This is a genomic window from Pantoea sp. X-Soil-MYKO-1785, from assembly GCF_059730675.1.
In genome coordinates this window covers 2,776,182-2,798,261 of the sequence record NZ_AP036000.1, presented here as the reverse complement: position 1 = coordinate 2,798,261, position 22,080 = coordinate 2,776,182, and the positions used below count along the sequence as shown (strand labels likewise).

Genomic DNA, 22,080 nt, shown 5'->3' with positions numbered 1-22,080 from the left:
AGCGCTTACACAGAGGGAACGTAGCGCAAGTGTAGCGCGATTTTCAGTCCACCTAAATCAGAGTGCTCTGCAGCGATGCGCCCGCCGTGTGCGTCAACGATGTTTTTACAGATCGCCAGCCCCAGTCCCGACCCGCCGCTGGCGCGGTTGCGCGACCCTTCGGTGCGGAAGAAGCGTTCGAAAATCTGGCTCTGATGTTCACCGTCAACGCCGGGCGCGCTGTCTTCCAGATCGATGCGCCAGTAAGGGGCTTCATACCAGAGTTTGACCTCGACCCGGCCACCGCTGTCGGTATAGCGCAGGCTGTTTTCCAGCAGGTTGGTGAACAGCTGCATCAGCCGGTCAGGGTCGCCAAAGAACGGCGCTTCATCCGGTAAGCTCAGTTTCAGGCTTAAGCCGTAGGCGCGATAGCGTTCAGCAAAGCTGCCGGCGGTTACCTCCAGCAACTGCACCAGATCGGTCGCCTGCTTGCGGTAGGCGAGGGCACCCTCATCGGAGAGCGACAGCTGATGCAGATCGTCCACCAGCTTGGTCAGCACCACCACTTCGCTCTGCAGCGAGGCGATCGCTTCCGGCGTCAGTTTACGCACGCCATCCTGCATCGCCTCCAGCTCGCCGCGCAGAATGGCCAGCGGGGTGCGCAGCTCGTGCGAGATGTCCGCCATAAAAGCGCGGCGCATGCTTTCATTTTTTTCCAGCGAACTGGCCAGCAGGTTGAAGTCACCGGCCAGCTGACCGAGTTCATCCTGACTGCCCACCTCAACCCGGGTGGCAAAATTACCGGCTGCCAGATGATGGGTCCCATCAACCAGTCGTTTAACCGGTGCCAGCAGGCCGCGCGCCATCAGCCAGGTGACCAGCGCGGCCAGCAACGTCGACAGCGCGACGATATACCAGCTGGTGCGTCGCTGCTGTTGATCAAAGTTGATGTCGGTGCTGCGCGTCAGCCGCTCCGGCGGCGAGCCGATCACCCAGCCCACCACTTTGCCGGTGCTGGTGGTGATATTACGCCGCGATCCCTCAGGCGGAACCGGTGAGCGCGGGCCGACCATCACTTTATATTGCTGATCGAGGATCCAGAACTGGGTGCGCCAGCCGTGCGGTGGTAGCTGATTATTGCTGTCGGGATTCTGCTCCAGCGAACGCAGAATATTGAACACCAGCCGATCGTTATGGCGCAGGAAATCCCAGTTGCCGTGCTGCTGATACTGATCGGCCAGCGCGTCACTCAGCAGGCTTAACCGCTGCTCATTGCCGCGTTTAATGTAGTCAACAAAGCCGTGCTCAAAGCTCAGGCGGACGCCCCAGTGCATGGTGATCAATATCAGCATGCAGGTCGAGAAGATCGCCATAAACAGTTTGGCGCCAATGCCGAGGCGCAGGTTAATCCTCATGACTTTCTCCGGCGTCGTAAGTCGACGTTTTTACTCACCTGCTGCGGCACGCGCCAGAACACCAGCGCCGGCAGGATAATGATCAGTGACATGCACAAATAGGCATAGATAAACATCTGGTGCTCCGCACTGCTGTCGCTGGCGGCATCCTGAGCAAACGCACCCAGCAGTAAGCCCGCCAGCGTCACGCCGATACTCATCGACAGCTGCATAATCATCGACAGCAGGCTATTGCCGCTGGAGGCGAGTTCATCGGGCAACTCTTTCAGCGTCAGGGTGTTCATTGAGGAGAAGCGAATGGCGTTGACCATCCCCTGCAGAAACAGCACCAGCGGCAGCAGCCAGACCCAGCCCATGATCGCCACCAGCGGGAACAGCAGCACCACCAGCGCCAGTGCAATGGTCGAAACCACCAGCACGTTGCGATAGCCAAACAGGTTAACGATGCGCACCACAATGCGCTTCATCCCCATGTTGCCGAGCACCATCGGGATCATCATCAGCCCGGCGTGAAACGGGCTGTAACCCATGCCGACCTGCAGGAAAATCGGCGTCATAAACGGTAGCATGCCGCTGCCGATGCGGCCGGTAAAGCTGCCGAGCAGGCCAATCGAATAGATGCGGTTATCAAACAGCTTCAGGCTGAACAGCGCATTGTCATTGCTGCGCGCATGCATCAGATAGAACAGCAGCGAGAACATGCCGATCAGGATCATCGCCCCGAGCAGCAACGGTGAGCCGCCACTGCTGCGCTGACCATCCAGCGCCAGGGTTAAGGTCGCCATGCCCGCCGCCAGCAGGATAAAGCCGGTGAAGTCGAATCGTCGGGTCTGCATCGCGTAGTTGGGCATCAGCATCAGGGTGGCGACGGCACCGGCAATGCCGACCGGAATATTGATCAGGAAAATCCAGTGCCAGCTGGCGTACTCCACCAGCACGCCGCCCAGCGCCGGCCCCAGCAGCGGACCGATCTGCCCCGGCAGCGTGACAAAGGTCATCGCCGACATGTACTGCTCGCGCGGCACGATTTTCATCACCGTCAGGCGACCGACCGGCACCATCATCGCGCCGCCAATGCCCTGCACCACCCGCGACAGCACCAGCTGGTCGAGAGTGGTAGAGAGCGCGCACAGCAGCGATCCGAGGCTGAACAACACAATCGCGCTAAAGAAGATGTTACGCACGCCGAAGCGGTCTGCCAGCCAGCCGCTGACCGGCAGCATGACCGCCACCGTCAGCACGTAATAGACAATTACCGAGTGCATGTGCAGCGGACTGACGCCTAAATCGTGCGCCATCGCCGGAATGGCGGTGTTAACAATGGTGGTATCCAGCGTCTGCATAAAAAAGCCGATGGCGACTATCCATAATTGCCAGCGGACGTTTGCGCTCTGTGTACTCATCGTTCAGTCCCGAAATCGCGTCGCTTCGTTCTTCACCTGGCGCGACGCAGCGGCGTCGCACATCCCGTTATTGCTGTTGCGCCAGCGCCAGCGGACGCTTTTTACGCCGCAGCTTATCCATCATCAGGTAGACCACCGGCGTAGTGTAGAGCGTCAGCAACTGGCTCATCACCAGGCCGCCGGCGATGGTAATGCCGAGCGGCTGCCGCAGTTCCGCGCCGTCACCGCTGGTCAGCACCAGCGGCAGCGCGCCAAACAGCGCCGCCAGCGTGGTCATCAGAATCGGCCGGAAGCGCAGCAGGCAGGCCTGGAAAATCGCCTCGCGCGCGCTGAGCTGGCCGTTGCGTTGTGCTTCAAGGGCAAAATCTACCATCATAATAGCGTTCTTTTTCACGATGCCGATCAGCAGCAGAATGCCGATCAGCGCAATCAGGCTGAACGGCGTATCGAACAACTCCAGCGCCAGCAGTGCGCCAACCCCGGCCGACGGCAGCGTCGACAGAATGGTGAGCGGATGGACATAGCTCTCATACAGCATCCCCAGCACGATATAGACCGCGCCAATCGCCGCCAGCATCAGCCACAGCTGGCTGCTCTGTGACTGCTGGAACACCTGGGCAGTACCGGCAAAACTGCCGCGTACGCTGGAGGGCACCCCGAGCGAGGTCATGGTGCGATCAATTGCCTCGGATGCCTGCGACAGCGACACCCCTTCCGGCAGGTTAAACGAGATGGTCGAGGCGGCAGAAAGCCCTTCATGATTGACCGACAGCGGGGCGTTGGCGGGCTGCCAGTGCGCAAACCACGACAGTGGAATCGCTTTACCTTCGCTGTTGATAACAAACATCTGCGACAGGGCGCTGATATCCTGGGTGTAGCGTGGATCGACCTCCATCACCACCTTGTACTGGTTAAGCGGCTGATAAATGGTAGAGATCTGACGCTGACCAAAGGCGTTATTCAGCAAGGCATTCGCTTCAGCGACGTTAATACCGAGTCGCGCCATACTTTCACGATCGTAGGTCAGGGCCATTTCGCTGCCTTTATCCTGCTGATCGGAGTTGACGTCCGCCAGCTGCGGCAGGGCGGCGAACGCCTGACGGATTTTCGGCTCCCAGCTGCGCAGGTCGTCGAGATCGTCCGACAGCAGCGAGTACTGATAACCGGCATTCGATTCACGGCCGCCGACCCGCAGATCCTGCACCGCATTCAGGTAGAGGTTAGCACCCGGCTCTTTCGCCAGTTTAACCCGCAGCCGGGCGATGACCGCCTGCGCGTTCTCTTTGCGCTCTGACAGCGGTTTCAGCGAGATAAACATTGAGCCGCTGTTGGTGCGCATCCCACCGGTAAAGCCGACCACGCTCTCTACCGCCGGATCGGCACCGACGATCTGCATAAAATCCTGCAGCTTACTGCGCATCGCCTGAAACGAAATGCTCTGGTCGGCCGAGATAAAGCCGGAGAGCCGGCCGGTGTCCTGCTCCGGCATAAAGGTTTTCGGGATGCTGATAAACAGCCACACGGTGAGGGCGATGGTGGCGAAAAACAGTAGCAGCACCCAGCGGGCATGGTTCAGCACCACGTTGAGCGAGCGGCCATAGCCCTGCTGAATCGCCAGCAGCAGCCGGCCCGAGCCATGCCGACGGGGCTGGCTGCCGGGTGCCGACGGTTTCAGCAGATATGCACACATCATCGGCGTCAGGGTCACCGAGATAAACAGTGAGATCACAATCGCCACCGACAGGGTGATGGCAAACTCGGAGAAGAAGCGGCCAATCAGCCCGCCAATCATCAGCAGCGGCAGGAAGACCGCAATCAGTGACAGACTCATCGACAGCACGGTAAAGCCGACTTCACGTACCCCTTTCAGCGCCGCGGGCAGCGGTTTCATTCCCGCCTCGACGTGGCGGGCGATGTTCTCCAGCACCACAATCGCATCATCGACCACAAAGCCGGTGGCGATGGTCAGCGCCATCAGCGACAGGTTGTTGAGGCTGAAGCCGCACAGGTACATCGCGGCGAAGGTGCCAATCAGTGAAACCGGCACCGCCACCGCCGGGATCAGCGTGGCGCGACCCGACCGTAAAAAGGCGAACACCACCAGGATCACCAGCGCGACGGCGATCACCAGCGATTGCTCCACTTCATGCAGCGAGGCCCGAATGGTGGGTGAGCGATCCTGAGCGATCTGCAGATCGATAGCGGCCGGGATCACCTCGTGCAGCAGCGGCATTTCGGCGCGGATGCGGTCCACCGTATCGATGACGTTTGCTTCAGGCGTTTTGCGGATCAGCAGCAGCACCGCCGGTTTACCGCGCGACATCCCGGCGTTGCGCACGTCCTGAACCGAGTCTTCGACTGTCGCCACGTCCGACAGCCTGACCGCCGCGCCGTTGTTGTAATGCACTATCAGCGGCTGATACTCACTGGCGGTCTGCAGCGCATCGTTGGTACGCAACTGCCAGCGCTGCTGCGAATCATCCAGTGCGCCCTGCGGCCGTCGCTGATTGGCGTTGGAAATGGCGGTGCGCACCGCATCCAGCGACACGCCCTGATTAAACAGCGCCTGTGGATTGAGGGCCACGCGGACCGCGGGCAGCGAGCTGCCGCCGACCGTGACGTCACCGACGCCCTCGATTTGCGACAGTTTCTGCGCCAGCTGCGTCGAGGCGTAGTCATACAGCTGTCCCGGATTGTAGCTGTCCGAGGTCAGCGTCATGATCATAATCGGCGCATCTGAAGGGTTCACTTTGCGATACGTCGGGCGCGACGGCATCCCGGTAGGCAGCAGGCTTTGCGCCGCGTTAATCGCTGCCTGCACATCACGCGCCGCGCCGTTGATGTCACGGTCGAAATCGAACACCAGAATGATGCGGGTGCTGCCGAGTGAGCTGGTGGAGGTCATTTCGCTCACCCCGGCGATGCGGCCCAGCGAGCGTTCAAGCGGCGTGGCGACCGACGAGGCCATGGTTTCCGGCGCAGCGCCAGGCAGCGAGGCCGAAATCACGATCACCGGAAAATCGACCTGCGGCAGCGGTGCCACCGGCAGCAGGCGAAAACCGAGGATGCCGGCCAGCGCAATCGCCAGCGTCAGCAGGGTCGTGGCGACCGGCCGATGAATGAACAGGGCAAAAAACTTCACTCTGCGGCCTCCGTGCGGCCGAGGCGACGGCGGGTGGCGTGCGCCAGCTGATCAAACAGCAGGTAGATCACCGGCGTGGTAAACAGGGTCAGCACCTGACTGACAATCAGACCGCCGACCATCGCAATCCCCAGCGGGTGACGCAGTTCCGCGCCGACCCCGGTACTGAGCATCAGCGGTAACGCGCCCAGCAGCGCCGCCAGCGTGGTCATCAGAATCGGCCGGAAACGCAGCAGGCAGGCCTGATAGATAGCATCGTAAGGCTGCATCCCCTGTTCACGCTCAGCCGCCAGCGCGAAGTCGATCATCATGATGGCGTTCTTTTTCACGATACCGATCAGCAGAATGATGCCGATGATCGCCACAATATCCAGCTCGTTGCCGCTGAGCATCAGCGCCAGCAGCGCCCCGACGCCCGCGGTTGGCAGCGTCGACAGTATGGTGATTGGATGGATAAAGCTCTCATACAGCACCCCGAGCACGATATACATCGCTACAATCGCCGCCACAATCAGCCAGACGGTGCTGCTCAGCGCCGCTTCAAACGCCAGCGTGCTGCCCTGGAACTGAGTCATCATTTCGGCGGGCATACCGAGCTGCGCTTCTGCCTGCGATACCGCTTTGACCGCATCTTCCAGCGAATAGCCGTCACCCACGTTGAACGAGAAGGTCGCCGACGGGAACTGATCGAGATGGTTGATACTGAGCGGCGTATGACGCTGTTCAATCCGGGCAATGGTGCTGAGCGGTACGCTGCCGCCGTCGCTGCTGGCCAGACGAATGCCCTCCAGGCTTTGCAGGCCCGGCGTGGCGCGGTTGTCCTGCTCCAGCACTACGCGATACTGATTGGCCTGGGTATAAATGGTGGAGATCAGGCGCTGACCAAAGGCGTTATACAGCGCGTTATCCACGTCCGCCATGCTGATACCCAGCCGGCTGGCGCTGGCGCGATCGACATTGATATAGGCTTCCAGCCCCTGATCCTGCCAGTCGCTGCTGACATCCCGCAGTTGCGGCAGGGTATTCAGCTCGGCCAGCAGCGCCGGCACCCAGGTAGAAAGTGAGGCCAGCGAACCCGACTGCAGCGTGAACTGATAGGGCGTGCGGCTCGCCTGGGTATCAATGGTGAGATCCTGTACCGCCTGCAGCCATAGCTGCACCCCCGGAATCTCGCTGACCTGCTGTTGCAGCCGTTGCTGAATCACCGGGATCCGGTCCTCACGCTGGTCGAGCGGCTTGAGGTTGATTTGCAGACGCGCACTGTTCAGCGAGGCGTTGGTGCCGTCCACCCCGACAAACGAGGTCATGCTCTGCACCGCCGGATCTTTCATGATGATTGAAGCTACATCGCGGGTGCGCTCGGCCATGCTGGCGTAGGAGACCGACTGCGGTGCCTGCAGCGTGCCCTGAATAATGCTGTTGTCCTGCTGCGGGAAAAAGCCTTTCGGAATCATCATCCACAGCAGCACGGTCAGCACCAGGGTGCCAAGCGCGACCGATAAGGTCAGCCACCGATGATTAAGCACCCGGCGTAAACCGCGGCCGTAAACCGCAATGATGCGCTCAAACATCGCTTCGCTGGCGCGTGAGAAACGGTTCTGCTTACGCAGCGAGTCGGCGCTCAGCATCCGGGCGCACATCATCGGCGTCAGGGTCAGCGAGACCACCGCCGAGATCAGAATCGCCACCGCCAGCGTCACGGCAAACTCGCGGAACAGGCGGCCAATCACATCGCCCATAAACAGCAGCGGGATCAGCACCGCAATCAGTGAGAAGGTCAGGGAGATGATGGTAAAACCGATTTCGCCTGCGCCTTTCAGCGCCGCGGTTAACGGTTTTTCCCCTTTTTCGATGTAGCGGGAGATATTCTCAATCACCACAATCGCGTCATCGACCACAAAGCCGGTGGCGATGGTCAGCGCCATTAAGGTCAGGTTGTTGATCGAAAAGCCGAGAAAATACATCGCCGCAAAGGTGCCGATCAGCGACAGCGGCACCGCAACTGCCGGAATCAGCGTGGCGGGCACGTTGCGCAGGAACAGGTAGATGATCATCACCACCAGCGCCATCGCCAGTATCAGCTCATACTGGGTATCGCTGACCGAGGCGCGGATATTGGTGGTGCGGTCGGTCAGCAGTTTGACCTCGACCGATTTTGGCAACGCCGCCGTCAGCGCGGGCAGCATGGCGCGAATATTGTCGGCGGTAGCAATGATGTTGGCACCTGGCTGACGCTGCACGTTGAGCACAATCGCGGCGTCGCGGTTGGCCCAGGCACCCAGCCAGCTGTTCTCTGCGCCTTGCTCAATGGTGGCGACGTCACCCAACCGCACCGGCGCGCCGTTGTTGTAGCTGATGATCAACTGACGGTAATCTTCCGCCGATTTCATCTGGTCGTTGGCCGACAGGGTAATCGAGCGCGTCGGCCCATCCAGGCTGCCTTTAGCCGAATTGACGTTGGCGTCGCTGATGGCGGTACGCACCGTCTCGCTGGTCAGGCCAAGCGCCGCCAGCGCCTGGGCGTTCATTTTGACCCGCACCGCCGGACGCTGACCGCCGGACAGGGTCACCAGCCCGACGCCGCTGACCTGAGAAATTTTCTGCGCCACCCGGGTTTCCACCATGTCCTGAACCTGGGTCAGCGGCATGCTGCGGGTGGTAACGGCCAGCGTCATGATCGGCGGATCGGCCGGGTTCACTTTGCTGTAGACCGGCGGGTTGGGCAGATCGTTGGGCAGCAGGTTGGTGGCGGAGTTAATCGCTGCCTGCACTTCCTGTTCCGCCACGTCGAGCGGCAGGCTGAGCTGGAACTGCAGCGTCACTACCGATGCGCCGCCCGAACTCTGCGACGCCATCTGCTTCAGGCCCGACATCTGACCGAACTGACGCTCCAGCGGTGCGGTAATGGATGAGGTGACGACATCCGGACTGGCACCCGGATAGAGGGTGACCACCTGAATAGTCGGATAATCAACTTCCGGCAGCGCCGAAACCGGCAGGAAGCGATAGCCCAGCACGCCTGCCAGCAGAATGGCAATCATCAACAGCGTGGTGGCTACCGGACGCAGAATAAACTGGCGCGACGGTCCACCGCTGTGATCGGGAGGCATTACCTGCATTACTCACGCTCTCCCTTCGACGGCAGCGCCGCACGGCTACTGCGCGGTGCGGTACTTTGCGCCGCGACAATCTCAACTTTCGCGCCTTCGGTCAGGCGATCCAGGCCATCGGTCACCACCCGTTCACCCGCTTCCAGCCCGGCGCTGATCACCACTTTCTGGCTATCCTGCAAGCCGGCAATCACGCTTTTCTTGCTGACTTTGTTATCGCTGTTGACCACCCAGACGAAGTGGCCTTCATTGCCCATCTGCAGCGCGGCGGCCGGAATAACCACCGCATCCTGCAGGGTATTGACCTTCAGCCGGACGTTAACGAACTGATTGGGGAACAGCGCATCGTCCTGATTATCGAAGCGCGCTTTGATCTTAATGGTGCCGGTGGTGACATCAATCTGATTATCGAGGCTCAGCAGTTTACCGCTGGCAATCAGCGCCTGATTGCTGCGATCCCAGGCTTCAACCAGCAGCGGCTCACCGCTTTTCTGCGCCTGCAGAATCTGACTGATGTTGTTTTCGGCGAGGGTGAACACCACGTCAATCGGCTGGGTCTGGGTGATGACCACAATGCCGGTGGTATCACCGCTGGTGACGTAGTTGCCGACGTCAACCTGCTTCAGACCGACCCGGCCGGCGATCGGTGCGGTAATCCGGCTGTAGGTCAGATTAAGCTGGGCGCTGGCGACGCTGCCCTGGTCGGCTTTCAGGGTGCCGAGGGTTTCACTGACCAGCGAGCGCTGGGTATCCAGCTCCTGTTGCGACACCAGCGAACTTTTCGCCAGCTTTTCGAAACGCGCCAGGTCGCGGCGGGCGTTCGCCAGCGTGGCCTGATCCTTAGCCAGCTGGCCCTGGGCCTGGGTTAAGGCTACCTGATACGGGCGCGGATCGACTTCTGCCAGCAAATCGCCTGCTTTGACCTGCTGGCCTTCGGTAAAGTGAATCGCCAGCAGATCGCCGTTAACCCGGCTGCGCACCGTGGCGGTATTGGCGGCGGTGACGGTGCCTAATCCGCTCAGGTACTGCGGGACGCTCTGGCTGGTGGCGCTGGCGGCCTGAACCGGGGCCAGCGGACGACGCGCGCCGTCAGCGCCGCCTTTGTCTTTGCCACGCGGCGCGCGTGCGCCACTCTGCTGGTCGGCCTGAGGCTCAGCAGAGTGCTGCCACCAGTAATATCCGCCGACGGCAGCGGCAATCACCACCAGCACAATCAGGCTCTTTTTCATAACAGGATGTCGGGTGCTCATTATTTTGCTTGCTCTCCAGCAGTGATGTAGTCCCAGGCGCAGGCATCAAACGGGTAGCCTGCAAACGACAGATTGTAGTCGCCTCTGACGGGCAAAAGTTGAAGGAAATAAGGATATCTGTCAGGGCGGGGTAAGTATGCCTTTTCTGACATTAATCACACCACAATCGTCATAAAGAAACCGTTTCGCTTTGCTATGCTCAGTGACAGACCGTTTCGAGACACCATGAAGGAGCAGATGATGAGTCAGAATGAAACCCGACAGTTAGGCGACAGCGGCATTGCTGTGCCGCTACTGACGTTTGGTGGCAACGTGTTTGGCTGGACCGTGGATCGGCCCACTTCGTTTTCGCTGCTGGACGCGCTGGTGGAAAAAGGGCTGTGGTTTATCGACACCGCCGATGTTTACTCACGCTGGGCGCCGGGCAATAAAGGCGGCGAATCAGAAACCATTATCGGCGAATGGCTGAAGAAAAGCGGCAAACGCGACAGTATCGTGCTGGCCACTAAGGTCGGGATGGAGCTTTCGCCGGAGAAAACCGGACTAAAACCGCAGTATATCCGGCAGGCGGTGGAAGACTCGCTGCGTCGGCTGCAAACCGATTATATCGATCTCTACCAGGCGCACCGTGACGATCAGGACACGCCGCTGGCCGAGACCCTAAGCGCCTTCGACAGCCTGATTAAAGAGGGCAAAGTGCGGGCCATCGGTGCCTCTAACTACAGTGCGGCTCGCCTGCAGCAGGCGCTGGAGATCAGCGAGGCGGAAGGGCTGGCGCGTTATGACACCCTGCAGCCGGAATATAACCTCTACGATCGCCAGCCTTATGAGTCAGAGCTGGAGCCGGTGGTCAGCCAGCACGGGCTGGGCGTGATTAACTACTATTCGCTGGCCAGCGGTTTCCTGAGCGGCAAATACCGCCAGCCGGCTGATGCCAGCAAAAGTCAGCGCGGCCAGGGCGTGGTGGAAAAATACCTTAACCCGCGTGGCCTGAAGATTCTGGCGGCGCTGGATGCCATTGCTGAGGCGCATCAGGTCTCGCCGACGCAGGTGGCGCTGGCGTGGCAAATCGCCCGTCCCAGCATCACCGCGCCGATTGTCAGCGCCACCTCGCTGGCCCAGCTCGACGAACTGGCGGCGGCGACCCGGCTTACGCTGACGCCGCAGCAGATTGACCAGCTGGCCGACGCCAGCCGCTAACAGAACGGGGCCGCTGCGCCCCGTTTTGCGCTAAACCCTTCATATTTCGCCTCCGCTGCTGAAACAGTAACCACTCTGAGATCCAGCTCACATTTGCGCGAATAAACTGGTTAGTTGACTAATCGTGCGCACGTATTTACAAAAATTGAACTTTCCTCAGCACTATCCTCTGCGGGTCATTTTTCCCGTAAATCACATAAGAATAAGCATGATGAAAAACAAACAAACAGAGCAGCGTTTTCCGCTGCGCCGTGTGGCAACCGGCAGTCTGATTCTGGCAATGTTAACCGGCCAGGCGATGGCCGCTGACGCGCTGAGCCCTGATTCAGAGTGGATGTTTGGTGACTGGGGTGGTTACCGAACGCAGTTGCAGAACGACGGCATTAAATTTGACGTTAATTACACCATGGAAAGCGCGGCCAACTTAGGCGGCGGCGCCGATACCAACACCACTATGCGTTACAGCGATCAGTGGACCTTCGGCACCAATTTCGATCTGGAAAAACTGCTGGACTGGCAGGATGCAGAATTCCAGATGACCATCACTAACCGTGACGGACAAAACCTGTCCGACCAGGTCGCGGACAAGCGCACCGGCATGCTCTCTTCGGTGCAGGAAGTTTATGGTCGTGGCCAGACCTGGCGTCTGACCCAGTTCTGGTTGCGCAAAGGGCTGTTTAACGACGTGGTCGATCTGAAAGCTGGCCGGGTGACGGTCGGTGAGGACTTCGATAACTTCGACGGCAATCTGTTCCAGAACCTGGCGCTGGGCAGCGGCCAGGCCGGTAACTGGCGCGGTGACCGCTGGTTTAACTGGCCGGTCTCCCAGTGGGGCGGCCGCATCAAACTGAATATCACCCCGGAAGTTTTCTTCCAGGTGGGATTCTATAACCAGAACCGGGCTAACTACGATCGCGGCGACGGCTTCCGTCTGGATACCAGCAATTCTGAAGGCAATCTGGTGCCGGTCGAACTGGGCTGGAAACCGACGCTGGGCGCGCAAAAGCTGCCGGGTAACTACCGCATCGGCTATTACTACTCTTCAGCTAATGGCGATGTCTATGGCAGCTGGCGCAACGGCGCGTATCAGGATCAGGATCACGCCTATGGTGGCTACCTGCTGTTGCAGCAACAGCTGACGGCGCAGGATGGCGATGTGAATCGCGGTCTGGGCGTGCGGGTTCAGGCGGTGATGAACGATCACAAAACCTCTAAAACCGACAACTACCAGTCGATCGCCTTTACCTGGAAAGGGCCGTTTGATGCGCGTCCTGATGATGAAATTGGCGTAGGCGCGGCGCGTATTCACGTCAACAGCGACTACACCCGCTCGCTGCGTCAGCAGAATCAGGCTAACGGCGAGAGCAGCTTTGACAGCCCGACCTATCTGCCGATTCAGGATGGCTCGGAGTATAACTACGAGGTCTATTACAACGCAAAAGTGACCAACTGGATGTCGCTGCGCCCGAACCTGCAGTATGTGGTGGCGCCTGGCGCGGTCAGCGAAGTGAAAGATGCGTTTATCGGCGGCATCAGCGCCAATATCGCGTTCTGATCGGCTGTCAAAACAGTAACGGCGCCGTTGGGCGCCGTTTTTTTTGCTGCGAGATCACGCTTAGCGGAACATCACTTCTGCCCAGCGGGCTAAACCGGCGGTTACCGAGGCGAAATCATCGCCGCCGGCAATCGGCGTGTCAGGCAGCGTCTGCTGCAGTGCCGCACGCAGCAGCGGCGAGCGCGCACTGCCGCCGGTCAGGTAGACCACATCAGGCTTGATCTGGCTGGTGGCCAGCGCCAGCTGGACCTGCTCAAGGATTTTCTCCAGTGGCTGGTTGATCGCCTCCTGCAGCAGGTTGACGCTGAGATCGGCCTGCAGCGATCCGGCAATAAAGTCGAGCGACGCCGCATGTTCCGCGCGATCTGACAGCGCGATTTTGCTCTCTTCAGCAGCCCGAACCAGACGATAACTCAGCTTCTGCTGCCACACTTTCAGCAGGCGAGCGACGACGTCACTCTGTTCCGCGTCACGGACTAAATCGCGCAGCAACTTACCGCAGGCGGCGCTGTAAAATTCGCTTTGCGCCGGAACATCGTTGATCGCGACCGCATTCCACCACGGCAGGGCGGGCAGGGCGATGCCTTTCTGGGTGTTACCGCCGAGACCGAGCAGCGGCATCAGCGTTTTGAACGCCAGCATAATGTCGAGATCGTTCCCGCCGACGCGGCAGCCGCTGTGGCCCAGCAGGCTTTCGCGGCGATCGGCTTTGTCGCGCCACTGCGGTCCCATCAGTAACATCGAACAGTCGGTGGTCCCGCCGCCGATATCCACTACCAGCACCCGGGTCTCCTGCTGCAGGGTGGCTTCAAAATCCAGACCGGCCGCTACTGGCTCAAACTGAAACTCTACCTCGCGGAAGCCGGCCCGCTGTGCGGCACGCAGTAAAATACCCTGCGCCTGCTGGTTGGCCTCTTCACTGCCTAAGCCCTGGAAGTTAATCGGACGGCCAATCACCGCCTGATCGATCGGCTGATCGAGCTGGCTTTCGCCCTGCTGACGAATGTGCAGCATCATGGCGCAGACCAGATCTTCAAACAGGGCGATCTGCTGCGGTTTCAGACCGCTGGCACCGAGAAAGGATTTGGGGGATTTTACGAACCAGACATCTTCCGGGTCGACCATGTAATGCTGCAGCGCGGTCAGACCAAACTGCACGCTGTTGGGCAGTACCTCGATATCTTCTTCGCGGTTAAAACGCAGGGCGCGCTGCAGCAGGGCGGTGGTTTCACTGTCGGGCGTCGCCACCTGATGATGACGATAGAGCCATTCACTGACCGACTCACGGGTAGGCGCACAGATCATCGACGGCAGCAGGCGCTGACCGTTTTCCAGCGTTAACAGACGCGGCGCGCCATTTTCACTGACGGCTATGGAACAGTTAGCCGTGCCGTAATCGAATCCTATGAACATTTTGGCCCCCATGCCGGAAAAAAGGGGGCGACTTTAGCGCAGCTTTAGCAGGGTAGCAAGCGCGTAACGGTGGATTTAACGGATGGCAAAAAAGCGCGCCTCGGCCAGCACGCTCAGCGGCTGACGTTCGGCGACCGCGCTGCCCCAGACACCGTCCACATCCAGACTGGCGAGGGTAGTCAGCACCGCCGGAACCGAAACCGGACCGGCCAGCAGGGCAATATTGCGCTGCGACGCCTGGCCCTGGATGATGGTCAGCAACATCTCATCCATCAGATTGTTATGCACATTGGAGACCAGTTCAGGTGCCAGCACCAGACAGTCGACCCACTCATCGCTGAGCTGATTGAAGGCGTCGAGGTTGCGGCCAAAGTGCTGCAGCACGATGCGGCAGCCACTCTGACGCAGCTGCAGCAGTGCGCTGTGCAGCCGATCGCCCTGACTTAACACGCTGGCAGCCGGGAAGGCGAAGCCACAGCGGCTGTCACTCAGGCCCGCCGCCACAAAACGGTGACACAGCTGCTGGACAAAATCGGCATCCAGCAACGCCTGGGCGCTAAGCGGCAGAACCACCGCAATGCCTTTTTCATTCAGCCCCTGCACATCGTGCTGGAACAAGGCCTCAACAATTTTATTGTCCAGCTGACGGCGCAGTACTTCATCCGGCAGATTATTGCGCAGCAGCGTTTCATCAATCAGCAGGCCGTCCGGGGTTAACAGTTGTACCTCCAGCAGCCAGAGAAAGGCCGACTGTGGCGTATTCGGCGGGGCGACAGCCCAGGCCGGCAGCTCTATCTGCAGCGAGTCGATCATCGCGGCGTCGAGGCCCTGATGATTGCCCGCCAGCGGCAACCGGTGCTGCTCATACACCACATAGCGGCCGCGACCGCTGCGTTTGGCGTTGTAACAGGCGATATCGGCCTGAGACAGCACATCACTGCTCTGGCAGTTGTCCGGTGAAATCTGGGTGACGCCGACGCTGGCCCCCACCTGATAGAGGCGGCCCAGCCACTGGAAGCGGGAGTCATTGACCGTGGTGACAATGCGCTGAATCACCTCACAGGCCTGCTCAACCTGACAGTCGGGCATCAGCAACGCAAATTCATCGCCGCCCAGCCGCGCCAGGAAATCACTGCTGCGCAGATGATGCTGCATCAGGTCGGACAGTTCCCGCAGCAGCGCATCGCCCGCCGCATGACCGGCGCTATCGTTAACCGCTTTAAATCTGTCGAGATCGATAAACACCAGCACGTGATGATGCTGATGTTCCGCTGCATCATACAGCAGCCGTTTTAGCTGGTGCTCGAAGCTGGCGCGGTTCGGCAGGCGGGTCAGGGTGTCGTGCAGCGCACTGTAGCTCAGGCGCTTCATCAGTTTGCGCGATTCACTGACGTCCTGGATGACCATCACCGCACCCTGTTCCAGTCCGGCCTCAGAGCGTAGCGGGGTGATGCTGTAATGAATGTCGATGTGCCCGCCATCCGGCGTATGCAGCACCAGATCCTGATCCAGGTCGGGGGTGATTTTCTCTCGCGGTAGCTGACACAGCAGCAGATTTTCAGTCTGCGGTCCGTTACGGCCCTGGGTGATGTGCAGCAGATCGCTAAGGGGTTTACCCGCCGCCTGCTGCTGCGACCAGCCACTCATCTTCTCGGCCACCGGATTCATAAAGGCGACGCGCATCGCTTCATCGGTGCTGATCACCGCCTCACCGATCGAGTCGAGGGTGATCGCCATTCGCTCTTTTTCCTGAAACAGCGCGTCGTTCAGGTTGCGTAACGGGGTAATGTCCTGACAAATCCCCAGCATCCGCTCAATCCGTCCCTCTTTACTGAGGATGCGGTTGGCCTGCGTGCGCACCCAGCGCTGGCCCTCGGCGTTAACAATCCGGTATTCCATATGGAAGGCGCTGCGCAGTTCAATCGCCTGCTGCACCGTTAGCGCCGCATGCTCCCGATCGCCAGGATGCAGCAAATGCACCCACAAGTCATAGCTGGGCGACTCGTGTGGCGCCAGGCCAAACAGCGCATACATCCGCTTGTCCCAGAGCATCTCGCCGGTCAGCAGGTTCCATTCCCACACGCCGATGCCGCCCGCCTCGTTGGCCAGCGTGATACGCTCCATCAGCCGGCGGTTGACCTGCTCGCTCTGTTTCAGCTCAGAGATATCCACGATTTGGGCAATCAGGTAGAGCGGCAGATGGGCGGGATCGCGCACCAGCGATACCGTCAGCCGGGTCCAGACAATCTCACCGTCTTTGCGGAAGTAACGCTTTTCCAGCGTGTAGGTGTCAATCTCACCGCCGAGCAGCTTACTCAGCTGCTGCAGATCGTTGCTGAGGTCGTCAGGATGGGTGATCTGCTGAAAGGTCAGCCGCCGCAGTTCATCTTCCGGATAGCCCAGCGTCTGGCAGAGTGAGTGGTTAACCTGCAGCCAGCTGCCCTGCGGTGAGACCAGCGCCATGCCAATCGCCGAGTATTCCATCGCGTGGCGAAAGCGGGTTTCGCTTTCGCTGATATGATTTTTTTCACGCCGAAACGCATCCATCACCAGCGACATGATGTGGCTGGGGATCAGCACCAGCAGGAACGGCAGCCAGCTGGAGACCGGTCCCAGCGCACCGTTATTGTTCACCACGCTGACCAGGCCAAAGGCCAGCAGCATTGACATAAAGCTGGCGTTCAGAAAAAACAGCACGAACGCCTGCAGTTTGGGCAGCCGGACGGCGCACCAGAACAGAATCACCACAATAAAGGTGAACGGCCACGGCAGATAGCGCAGGGCCAGATAGCTGGCCACCAGCGTCACCGTCAGCGTCAAAAAGAATTCCGTCAGGTGCAGTTCGCCCAGCTGGCTACGGCGCAGCGGCCACGGCAGCAACAGCAGCATCGGACCGAGCACCAGCATGCCGATAATCTCGGAGATCACCCAGGTATAAAAGAACGGAAACGAGGCGTGACCACTAACCTGCAGTACCCACAGCGCCATCAGCCCGCCGATCAGCGGCGTACAAATCCCGACTGACAGCACCAGTCGCGCCCAGTCATGCAGTGAACTGAGCGGCGCACGGCGATCGAGGAACGCCCGCAGCAGTATTCCGCCCAGACCCGCCTGCAGCAGGTTAAGCAGGGCAAATTTAATGTTAGAGAGGGCCGGTCCGATGATGATTGCATTGGCACAGGCGGTGCCGAGCACGCAGGCCGTCAGGTAGAGCGGGAGCTGGCGTGACGGGCAGCGGAAAACCACCACCGTCATGGCGGCAGTCGGAAACCATAGCGGAGAAATTTTACCGCTGACCACGATCAGCTCGAGGCAGAACAGCGTCAGGGCAAACAGCGAGCAGCCGAGTAAAAGCGCAGAGATCCAGCGCTTTTTCGGTCGATTGTGCAGGTAGGGGATCTCTATGGTCATGCAGACGTCCGGCAGGGCGCAGCGGTTCCGTAACGGCGAACCAGGCACCAGTCATTCTCTTTCAGCATGCTAGCACATTCAGATAAGAAAAAAGGGGGCAAATCAAAGTTGCCCGTTATTCGGCGAATTGACGGGCAGAGAAAGTTAGCCTTTGATTACTGGCGGAAAAGATCGGCGCGGGTGTAAGGCTTTTCCAGACCGGCCAGGCTGGCGGAAAACCGTTCGAGGAACTGCTGGGTGGTGGCTACCCGGCCATGACTTAACAGGACAAATGGCACTAACAGCGCGGCGCCAACCTGCGGCCAGCTGAACCCTTTGAGCGCGGTACCACGCTGTGAAATCAGGAAGACGGTGCTCAGCGTGAAGCCGAGCAGCAGGCCGGTCGCCACTTCACTTTTAGAATGGGCGTGGATCACCAGGCGCGAGAAGCCCACCATCAAGGGGATCATATAGCCGACGCCAATCGCCAGGCCGCGCCACAGGGCGGGCCAGCGGCCAGAAATCAGCCACAGCATCACCGGCCACAGGGTGGCTGACATCGCGCTATGCCCGCTGAAACCGGTAAAATTAAAGCGCGCACTGCCAATACCAAAGCCGAGAAACAAAATTTTTGACAGGCTGACCAGCAGTCCGGCGAGGCCAAAGGCGACCACCCAATAGAGTACCGTACGGCGGTTATCGCTTTTCCACGGTAAAATCAGCGCAATAAGCACCGCTGTCGGAATCAACAGCATGCTGTCGCCAAAATAAGTCAAAGTCTTCCAGAGCATACAACTCCTGATGGGATCGGTCGGTCGTACCCGGCAGACACGCGTTGAGCGCGCCGCGCCGGCGGTTTTATTTATATTACAGTGTGTGCTTAGTTTATCGGTGAAATGAGTGGCGTCCAAAGGAGAAAGTCTGAAAAGTCAGCCGCGCCATTTCTCTGGCATCAAAACGCCGAAATCCCTATACTTAGCGCGAACACACCCTCTCCATTTCGGCCCGTCATCTGGACGCGTAATGCGTGACCAGTGGCAGGCTCCAGTTATCAGGTCTTAAAAAAGTATGACTGACAAGTCTCATCAGTGCGTGATTGTAGGCATTGCCGGCGCTTCCGCATCCGGTAAAAGTTTAATTGCCAGCACGCTCTATCGTGAAATCCGTGATCAGGTAGGTGACGAGCATATCGGGGTTATCCCGGAAGATGCTTATTACAAAGATCAAAGTCACCTCACCATGGAAGAGAGGGTTAAAACCAATTATGACCATCCCAGCGCGATGGATCATGATTTGCTGTTGCAGCATTTGCAGGCGGTTAAAGCCGGCCAGGATATTGAGTTACCGGTCTACAGTTATGTTGAACACACCCGCACCACGGAAACCCTGCACCTGAAGCCAAAAAAGGTCATTATCCTTGAAGGCATTCTGCTGTTAACCGATGCGCGTCTGCGTCAGGAACTGAATTTCTCGATTTTCGTTGATACCCCGCTCGACATCTGCCTGATGCGCCGCATGAAGCGTGACGTTAATGAGCGTGGCCGTTCGATGGATTCAGTGATGAGTCAGTATCAGAAAACCGTGCGTCCGATGTTCCTGCAGTTCATCGAACCCTCAAAACAGTACGCCGATATCATTGTGCCGCGCGGCGGGAAAAACCGCATTGCCATTGATATTCTCAAAGCCAAAATTAATCAGTTTTTTGAATAATTCACGTCTGTCTGGATGTGATGCGCACAGGCGGCACCCACTAGGGCGCCTGTTCGCTACACTTACGTCATGGAGTTAGCGCAATGAGATTATGCGACCGCGATATTGAAGCCTGGCTGGATAATGGCAAGCTGGCCATTGAGCCACGCCCGCCCGTCGAGCGGATTAATGGTGCCACGGTCGATGTACGACTGGGCAATCAGTTTCGTACGTTCAGCGGCCACACGGCGGCTTATATCGATCTCAGTGGTCCGAAACATGAAGTGAGCGCGGCGCTGGACCGGGTGATGAGCGATGAAATCGTGCTGCCGGACGGCGAAGCCTTTTTCCTGCATCCCGGTGAACTGGCGCTGGCGGTGACGCTTGAGTCGGTCACGCTGCCGGACGATCTGGTCGGCTGGCTGGACGGGCGCTCCTCACTGGCGCGACTCGGCCTGATGGTGCATGTCACCGCACACCGTATCGATCCTGGCTGGCAGGGACGCATCGTGCTGGAGTTCTATAACTCAGGTAAACTGCCGCTGGCGCTGCGTCCCGGCATGTTAATCGGCGCGCTGAGCTTCGAGCCGCTTTCCGGCCCGGCAGCGCGTCCCTATAACCGGCGTGAAGATGCAAAATACCGCGGTCAGCAGGGCGCTGACGCGAGCCGTATCGACAAAGACTGATTTACTGAGGATGTAATGAAGAGAGTGATAACCACGCTGGCCATCCTGTTAGTGGTGGTCGTAGCGGGAATGACCGCACTGGTGCTGCTGGTAAATCCCAACGACTTTCGTGCCTATATGGTGCAACAGGTTGAACAACGCAGTGGTTATCAGCTTCAGGTCAGCGGCGATCTGCGCTGGCACGTCTGGCCGCAACTCAGCATCCTGGCCGGACGCATGAGCCTGACCGCGCCGGGTGCCAGCCAGCCGCTGGTAACGGCGGACAATATGCGGCTGGATGTCGATCTCTGGCCGCTGCTGTCACATCAGCTGAGCGTAACCCAGGTGATGCTGAAGAATGCGGTGGTGCGGGTGACGCCCGACAGCGCCGCGCAACCGGCAAAAAATGCCCCGCAGGGTCCGCGTAACGCCGAGCCTTCTGCGCCGTCCAGCGGCTGGTCGTTTGACATCGCCCAGCTGCGGGTGGCCGACAGTTTGCTGATCTGGCAACAGCCGGGCGGCGACGAATATAACTTCCGCGATTTTAATCTCAATCTGGAACAGGATGCGCGTAAGCAAGCCACGCTGACCCTGAGTTCCAGCCTGACGCGCAATCAGCGCAACGTCACCGTGAACCTGAAGGGCCGGCTGGATGCGGCGCAGTATCCGCATCGCCTCAGCGGTGAGATAGAGCAGCTCGATTACAGCCTGTCCGGTGCGGATATGCCGGCGCAGGGGATCAAAGGCAGGCTGAGTGGCCAGGCTGACTGGAATGCCGACAGCCAGCAGTTCGCCCTGCGTAATCTGCAGCTTACGGCCAACGACAGCACCCTGACCGGCCAGGCCGATGGTCGCCTGGCCATGCCGCAACGGCTGGCGCTCGACCTTAAAGCCAGCAACCTCAATCTGGATAATCTACTGACCGATACGCCGGACGCTGACGCGCCGGGCGCACAGCGGGCGACGGTGACCCGTTCGCCGGTAATCGCGCAGCCGCGTGAGAAAAGTAACGCCGATTCACCGCTCAACAGCCTCGACCTGACACTCAAAGTTCAGGCTGATAAGGCGCTGTGGCGCGGGTTACCGCTGACCGGGCTGGCCATTGATGCCACCAATCAACGCGGCCTGATGACGCTTAACACCCTGCAAGGCCGTCTGGGGCAGGGCAGTTTCTCGATTCCGGGCAGCATCGATATCCGCCAGCCAGTGACCCACGTTAGCCTGCAGCCTGAGCTGAGTCAGATTGACATTCAGCCGCTGCTTAAAGCCTTTGAACTGCCGGAAAGCCTGCAGGGAACGGTGAGCCTGAACGGCAGCCTGGCGGGTGACACACTGAGCGTGGCCGAGGCGAAGCGCAGCTGGCAGGGCAGGGCGGCAATCAGCGCCAGCCATCTTAAACTGGCACAGCTCAATCTGCAGCAGATGGTGCGGCGCGCGGTGGCGCGGGCCAGTAACCGCGTCAGCAGTGACGACCAGCCGGATCAGGGCATCGATCAGATCAGCGGCCAGCTGGCGCTGAATCGCGGCGAACTCAGCTTCAGCCAGCTGAGCGGCAACGGTCAGCATCTGGCGCTGCAGGGCGCGGGCAAAGTGAACATGGTGCAGCAGCAGCTTGACGTGACGCTGGGGCTGAAGATCAGCGGCTGGAAAGGCGATGAAGAGCTGGTGGCCGCGCTCTCCGATCAACCGATCCCGCTGCGGATGTACGGCAGCTGGAACGATCTGCAATATTCATTACCGGTGGATGCGGTATTGCGCGACCGGCTGCAGAACGAGGCGAAGTCGCGGTTAGATAAATGGATCGAACGTCAGCCAGAGAGCGACAATAAACAGAATATGCAGAAGCTGCTGCGCCCGTAAACGGCGCAG

At 59.5% G+C, this 22,080-nt stretch carries 13 protein-coding genes; 5 read left to right on the top strand and 8 right to left on the bottom strand.

The features are described from left to right. Positions 1-5 precede the first annotated feature (5 nt). From baeS to AC6I8D_RS13365, 5 genes are all read right to left on the bottom strand, one after another. Positions 6-1,394: an envelope stress sensor histidine kinase BaeS gene (baeS, locus tag AC6I8D_RS13385; RefSeq protein ID WP_312760289.1), complete on the bottom strand. Its 1,389-nt coding sequence runs from the start codon at positions 1,392-1,394 to the stop codon at positions 6-8. Continuing rightward, complete coding sequence (locus AC6I8D_RS13380; RefSeq protein ID WP_312055468.1) at positions 1,391-2,797, bottom strand: MFS transporter; 1,407 nt, start codon at positions 2,795-2,797, stop codon at positions 1,391-1,393. Before AC6I8D_RS13380 ends, baeS begins: the two co-directional genes overlap by 4 nt. Before the next feature lie 67 nt (positions 2,798-2,864). Then, complete coding sequence (mdtC, locus tag AC6I8D_RS13375) at positions 2,865-5,939, bottom strand: multidrug efflux RND transporter permease subunit MdtC (protein ID WP_497820337.1); 3,075 nt, start codon at positions 5,937-5,939, stop codon at positions 2,865-2,867. Then, the gene (locus AC6I8D_RS13370) at positions 5,936-9,058 is read right to left on the bottom strand and encodes an MdtB/MuxB family multidrug efflux RND transporter permease subunit (RefSeq protein WP_497820336.1); all 3,123 of its coding nucleotides are present in this window, start codon (positions 9,056-9,058) and stop codon (positions 5,936-5,938) included. The genes mdtC and AC6I8D_RS13370 overlap by 4 nt, the downstream gene beginning before the upstream one ends. Further along, positions 9,058-10,299 carry an MdtA/MuxA family multidrug efflux RND transporter periplasmic adaptor subunit gene (locus AC6I8D_RS13365; RefSeq protein WP_497820335.1) on the bottom strand — a complete coding sequence of 414 codons (1,242 nt, stop codon included), beginning with the start codon at positions 10,297-10,299 and terminating at the stop codon, positions 9,058-9,060. The genes AC6I8D_RS13370 and AC6I8D_RS13365 overlap by 1 nt, the downstream gene beginning before the upstream one ends. Before the next feature lie 240 nt (positions 10,300-10,539). Here AC6I8D_RS13365 and AC6I8D_RS13360 point away from each other — a divergent pair, with 240 nt between their 5' ends. Both AC6I8D_RS13360 and AC6I8D_RS13355 read left to right on the top strand, forming a co-directional pair. Further along, on the top strand, positions 10,540-11,499 hold the full coding sequence (locus AC6I8D_RS13360; protein WP_497820684.1) for an aldo/keto reductase: 960 nt from the start codon (positions 10,540-10,542) through the stop codon (positions 11,497-11,499). A 211-nt stretch (positions 11,500-11,710) separates the two neighbouring features. Further along, complete coding sequence (locus tag AC6I8D_RS13355) at positions 11,711-13,054, top strand: carbohydrate porin (protein WP_497820683.1); 1,344 nt, start codon at positions 11,711-11,713, stop codon at positions 13,052-13,054. A 60-nt stretch (positions 13,055-13,114) separates the two neighbouring features. On the opposite strand, the gene yegD is transcribed toward AC6I8D_RS13355, so the two are convergent. The 3 genes from yegD to AC6I8D_RS13340 all read right to left on the bottom strand — a co-directional run bounded on the left by yegD (position 13,115) and on the right by AC6I8D_RS13340 (position 18,768). Next, positions 13,115-14,467, bottom strand: a complete 1,353-nt coding sequence (gene yegD, locus AC6I8D_RS13350) for a molecular chaperone (protein WP_497820334.1) — start codon at positions 14,465-14,467, stop codon at positions 13,115-13,117. Positions 14,468-14,542: 75 nt separating this feature from the next. Further along, positions 14,543-17,878 carry a diguanylate cyclase gene (locus AC6I8D_RS13345; RefSeq protein ID WP_497820333.1) on the bottom strand — a complete coding sequence of 1,112 codons (3,336 nt, stop codon included), beginning with the start codon at positions 17,876-17,878 and terminating at the stop codon, positions 14,543-14,545. 155 nt (positions 17,879-18,033) lie between these two features. Next, positions 18,034-18,768 carry a phosphatase PAP2 family protein gene (locus AC6I8D_RS13340; RefSeq protein ID WP_497820332.1) on the bottom strand — a complete coding sequence of 245 codons (735 nt, stop codon included), beginning with the start codon at positions 18,766-18,768 and terminating at the stop codon, positions 18,034-18,036. Positions 18,769-18,925: 157 nt separating this feature from the next. On the opposite strand from AC6I8D_RS13340, the gene udk reads away from it, so the two are divergent. The 3 genes from udk to asmA all read left to right on the top strand — a co-directional run bounded on the left by udk (position 18,926) and on the right by asmA (position 22,071). Next, entirely contained in the window at positions 18,926-19,567 is a 642-nt protein-coding gene (gene udk, locus AC6I8D_RS13335; protein ID WP_312055476.1) for a uridine kinase, read from the top strand. Positions 19,568-19,650: 83 nt separating this feature from the next. Continuing rightward, positions 19,651-20,232, top strand: a complete 582-nt coding sequence (gene dcd, locus AC6I8D_RS13330) for a dCTP deaminase (RefSeq protein WP_031375323.1) — start codon at positions 19,651-19,653, stop codon at positions 20,230-20,232. 15 nt (positions 20,233-20,247) lie between these two features. After that, entirely contained in the window at positions 20,248-22,071 is a 1,824-nt protein-coding gene (gene asmA / locus AC6I8D_RS13325) for an outer membrane assembly protein AsmA (RefSeq protein WP_312055477.1), read from the top strand. Positions 22,072-22,080: the final 9 nt, after the last annotated feature.

Coding starts and splice junctions, on each gene's coding strand:
- AC6I8D_RS13360 (WP_497820684.1), top strand. CDS start 10,540: ATGAGTCAGAATGAAACCCGACAGTTAGGCGACAGCGGCATTGCTGTG.
- yegD (WP_497820334.1), bottom strand. CDS start 14,467: ATGTTCATAGGATTCGATTACGGCACGGCTAACTGTTCCATAGCCGTC.
- baeS (WP_312760289.1), bottom strand. CDS start 1,394: ATGAGGATTAACCTGCGCCTCGGCATTGGCGCCAAACTGTTTATGGCG.
- udk (WP_312055476.1), top strand. CDS start 18,926: ATGACTGACAAGTCTCATCAGTGCGTGATTGTAGGCATTGCCGGCGCT.
- AC6I8D_RS13380 (WP_312055468.1), bottom strand. CDS start 2,797: ATGAGTACACAGAGCGCAAACGTCCGCTGGCAATTATGGATAGTCGCC.
- AC6I8D_RS13345 (WP_497820333.1), bottom strand. CDS start 17,878: ATGACCATAGAGATCCCCTACCTGCACAATCGACCGAAAAAGCGCTGG.
- asmA (WP_312055477.1), top strand. CDS start 20,248: ATGAAGAGAGTGATAACCACGCTGGCCATCCTGTTAGTGGTGGTCGTA.
- AC6I8D_RS13355 (WP_497820683.1), top strand. CDS start 11,711: ATGAAAAACAAACAAACAGAGCAGCGTTTTCCGCTGCGCCGTGTGGCA.
- dcd (WP_031375323.1), top strand. CDS start 19,651: ATGAGATTATGCGACCGCGATATTGAAGCCTGGCTGGATAATGGCAAG.
- AC6I8D_RS13370 (WP_497820336.1), bottom strand. CDS start 9,058: ATGCAGGTAATGCCTCCCGATCACAGCGGTGGACCGTCGCGCCAGTTT.
- AC6I8D_RS13365 (WP_497820335.1), bottom strand. CDS start 10,299: ATGAGCACCCGACATCCTGTTATGAAAAAGAGCCTGATTGTGCTGGTG.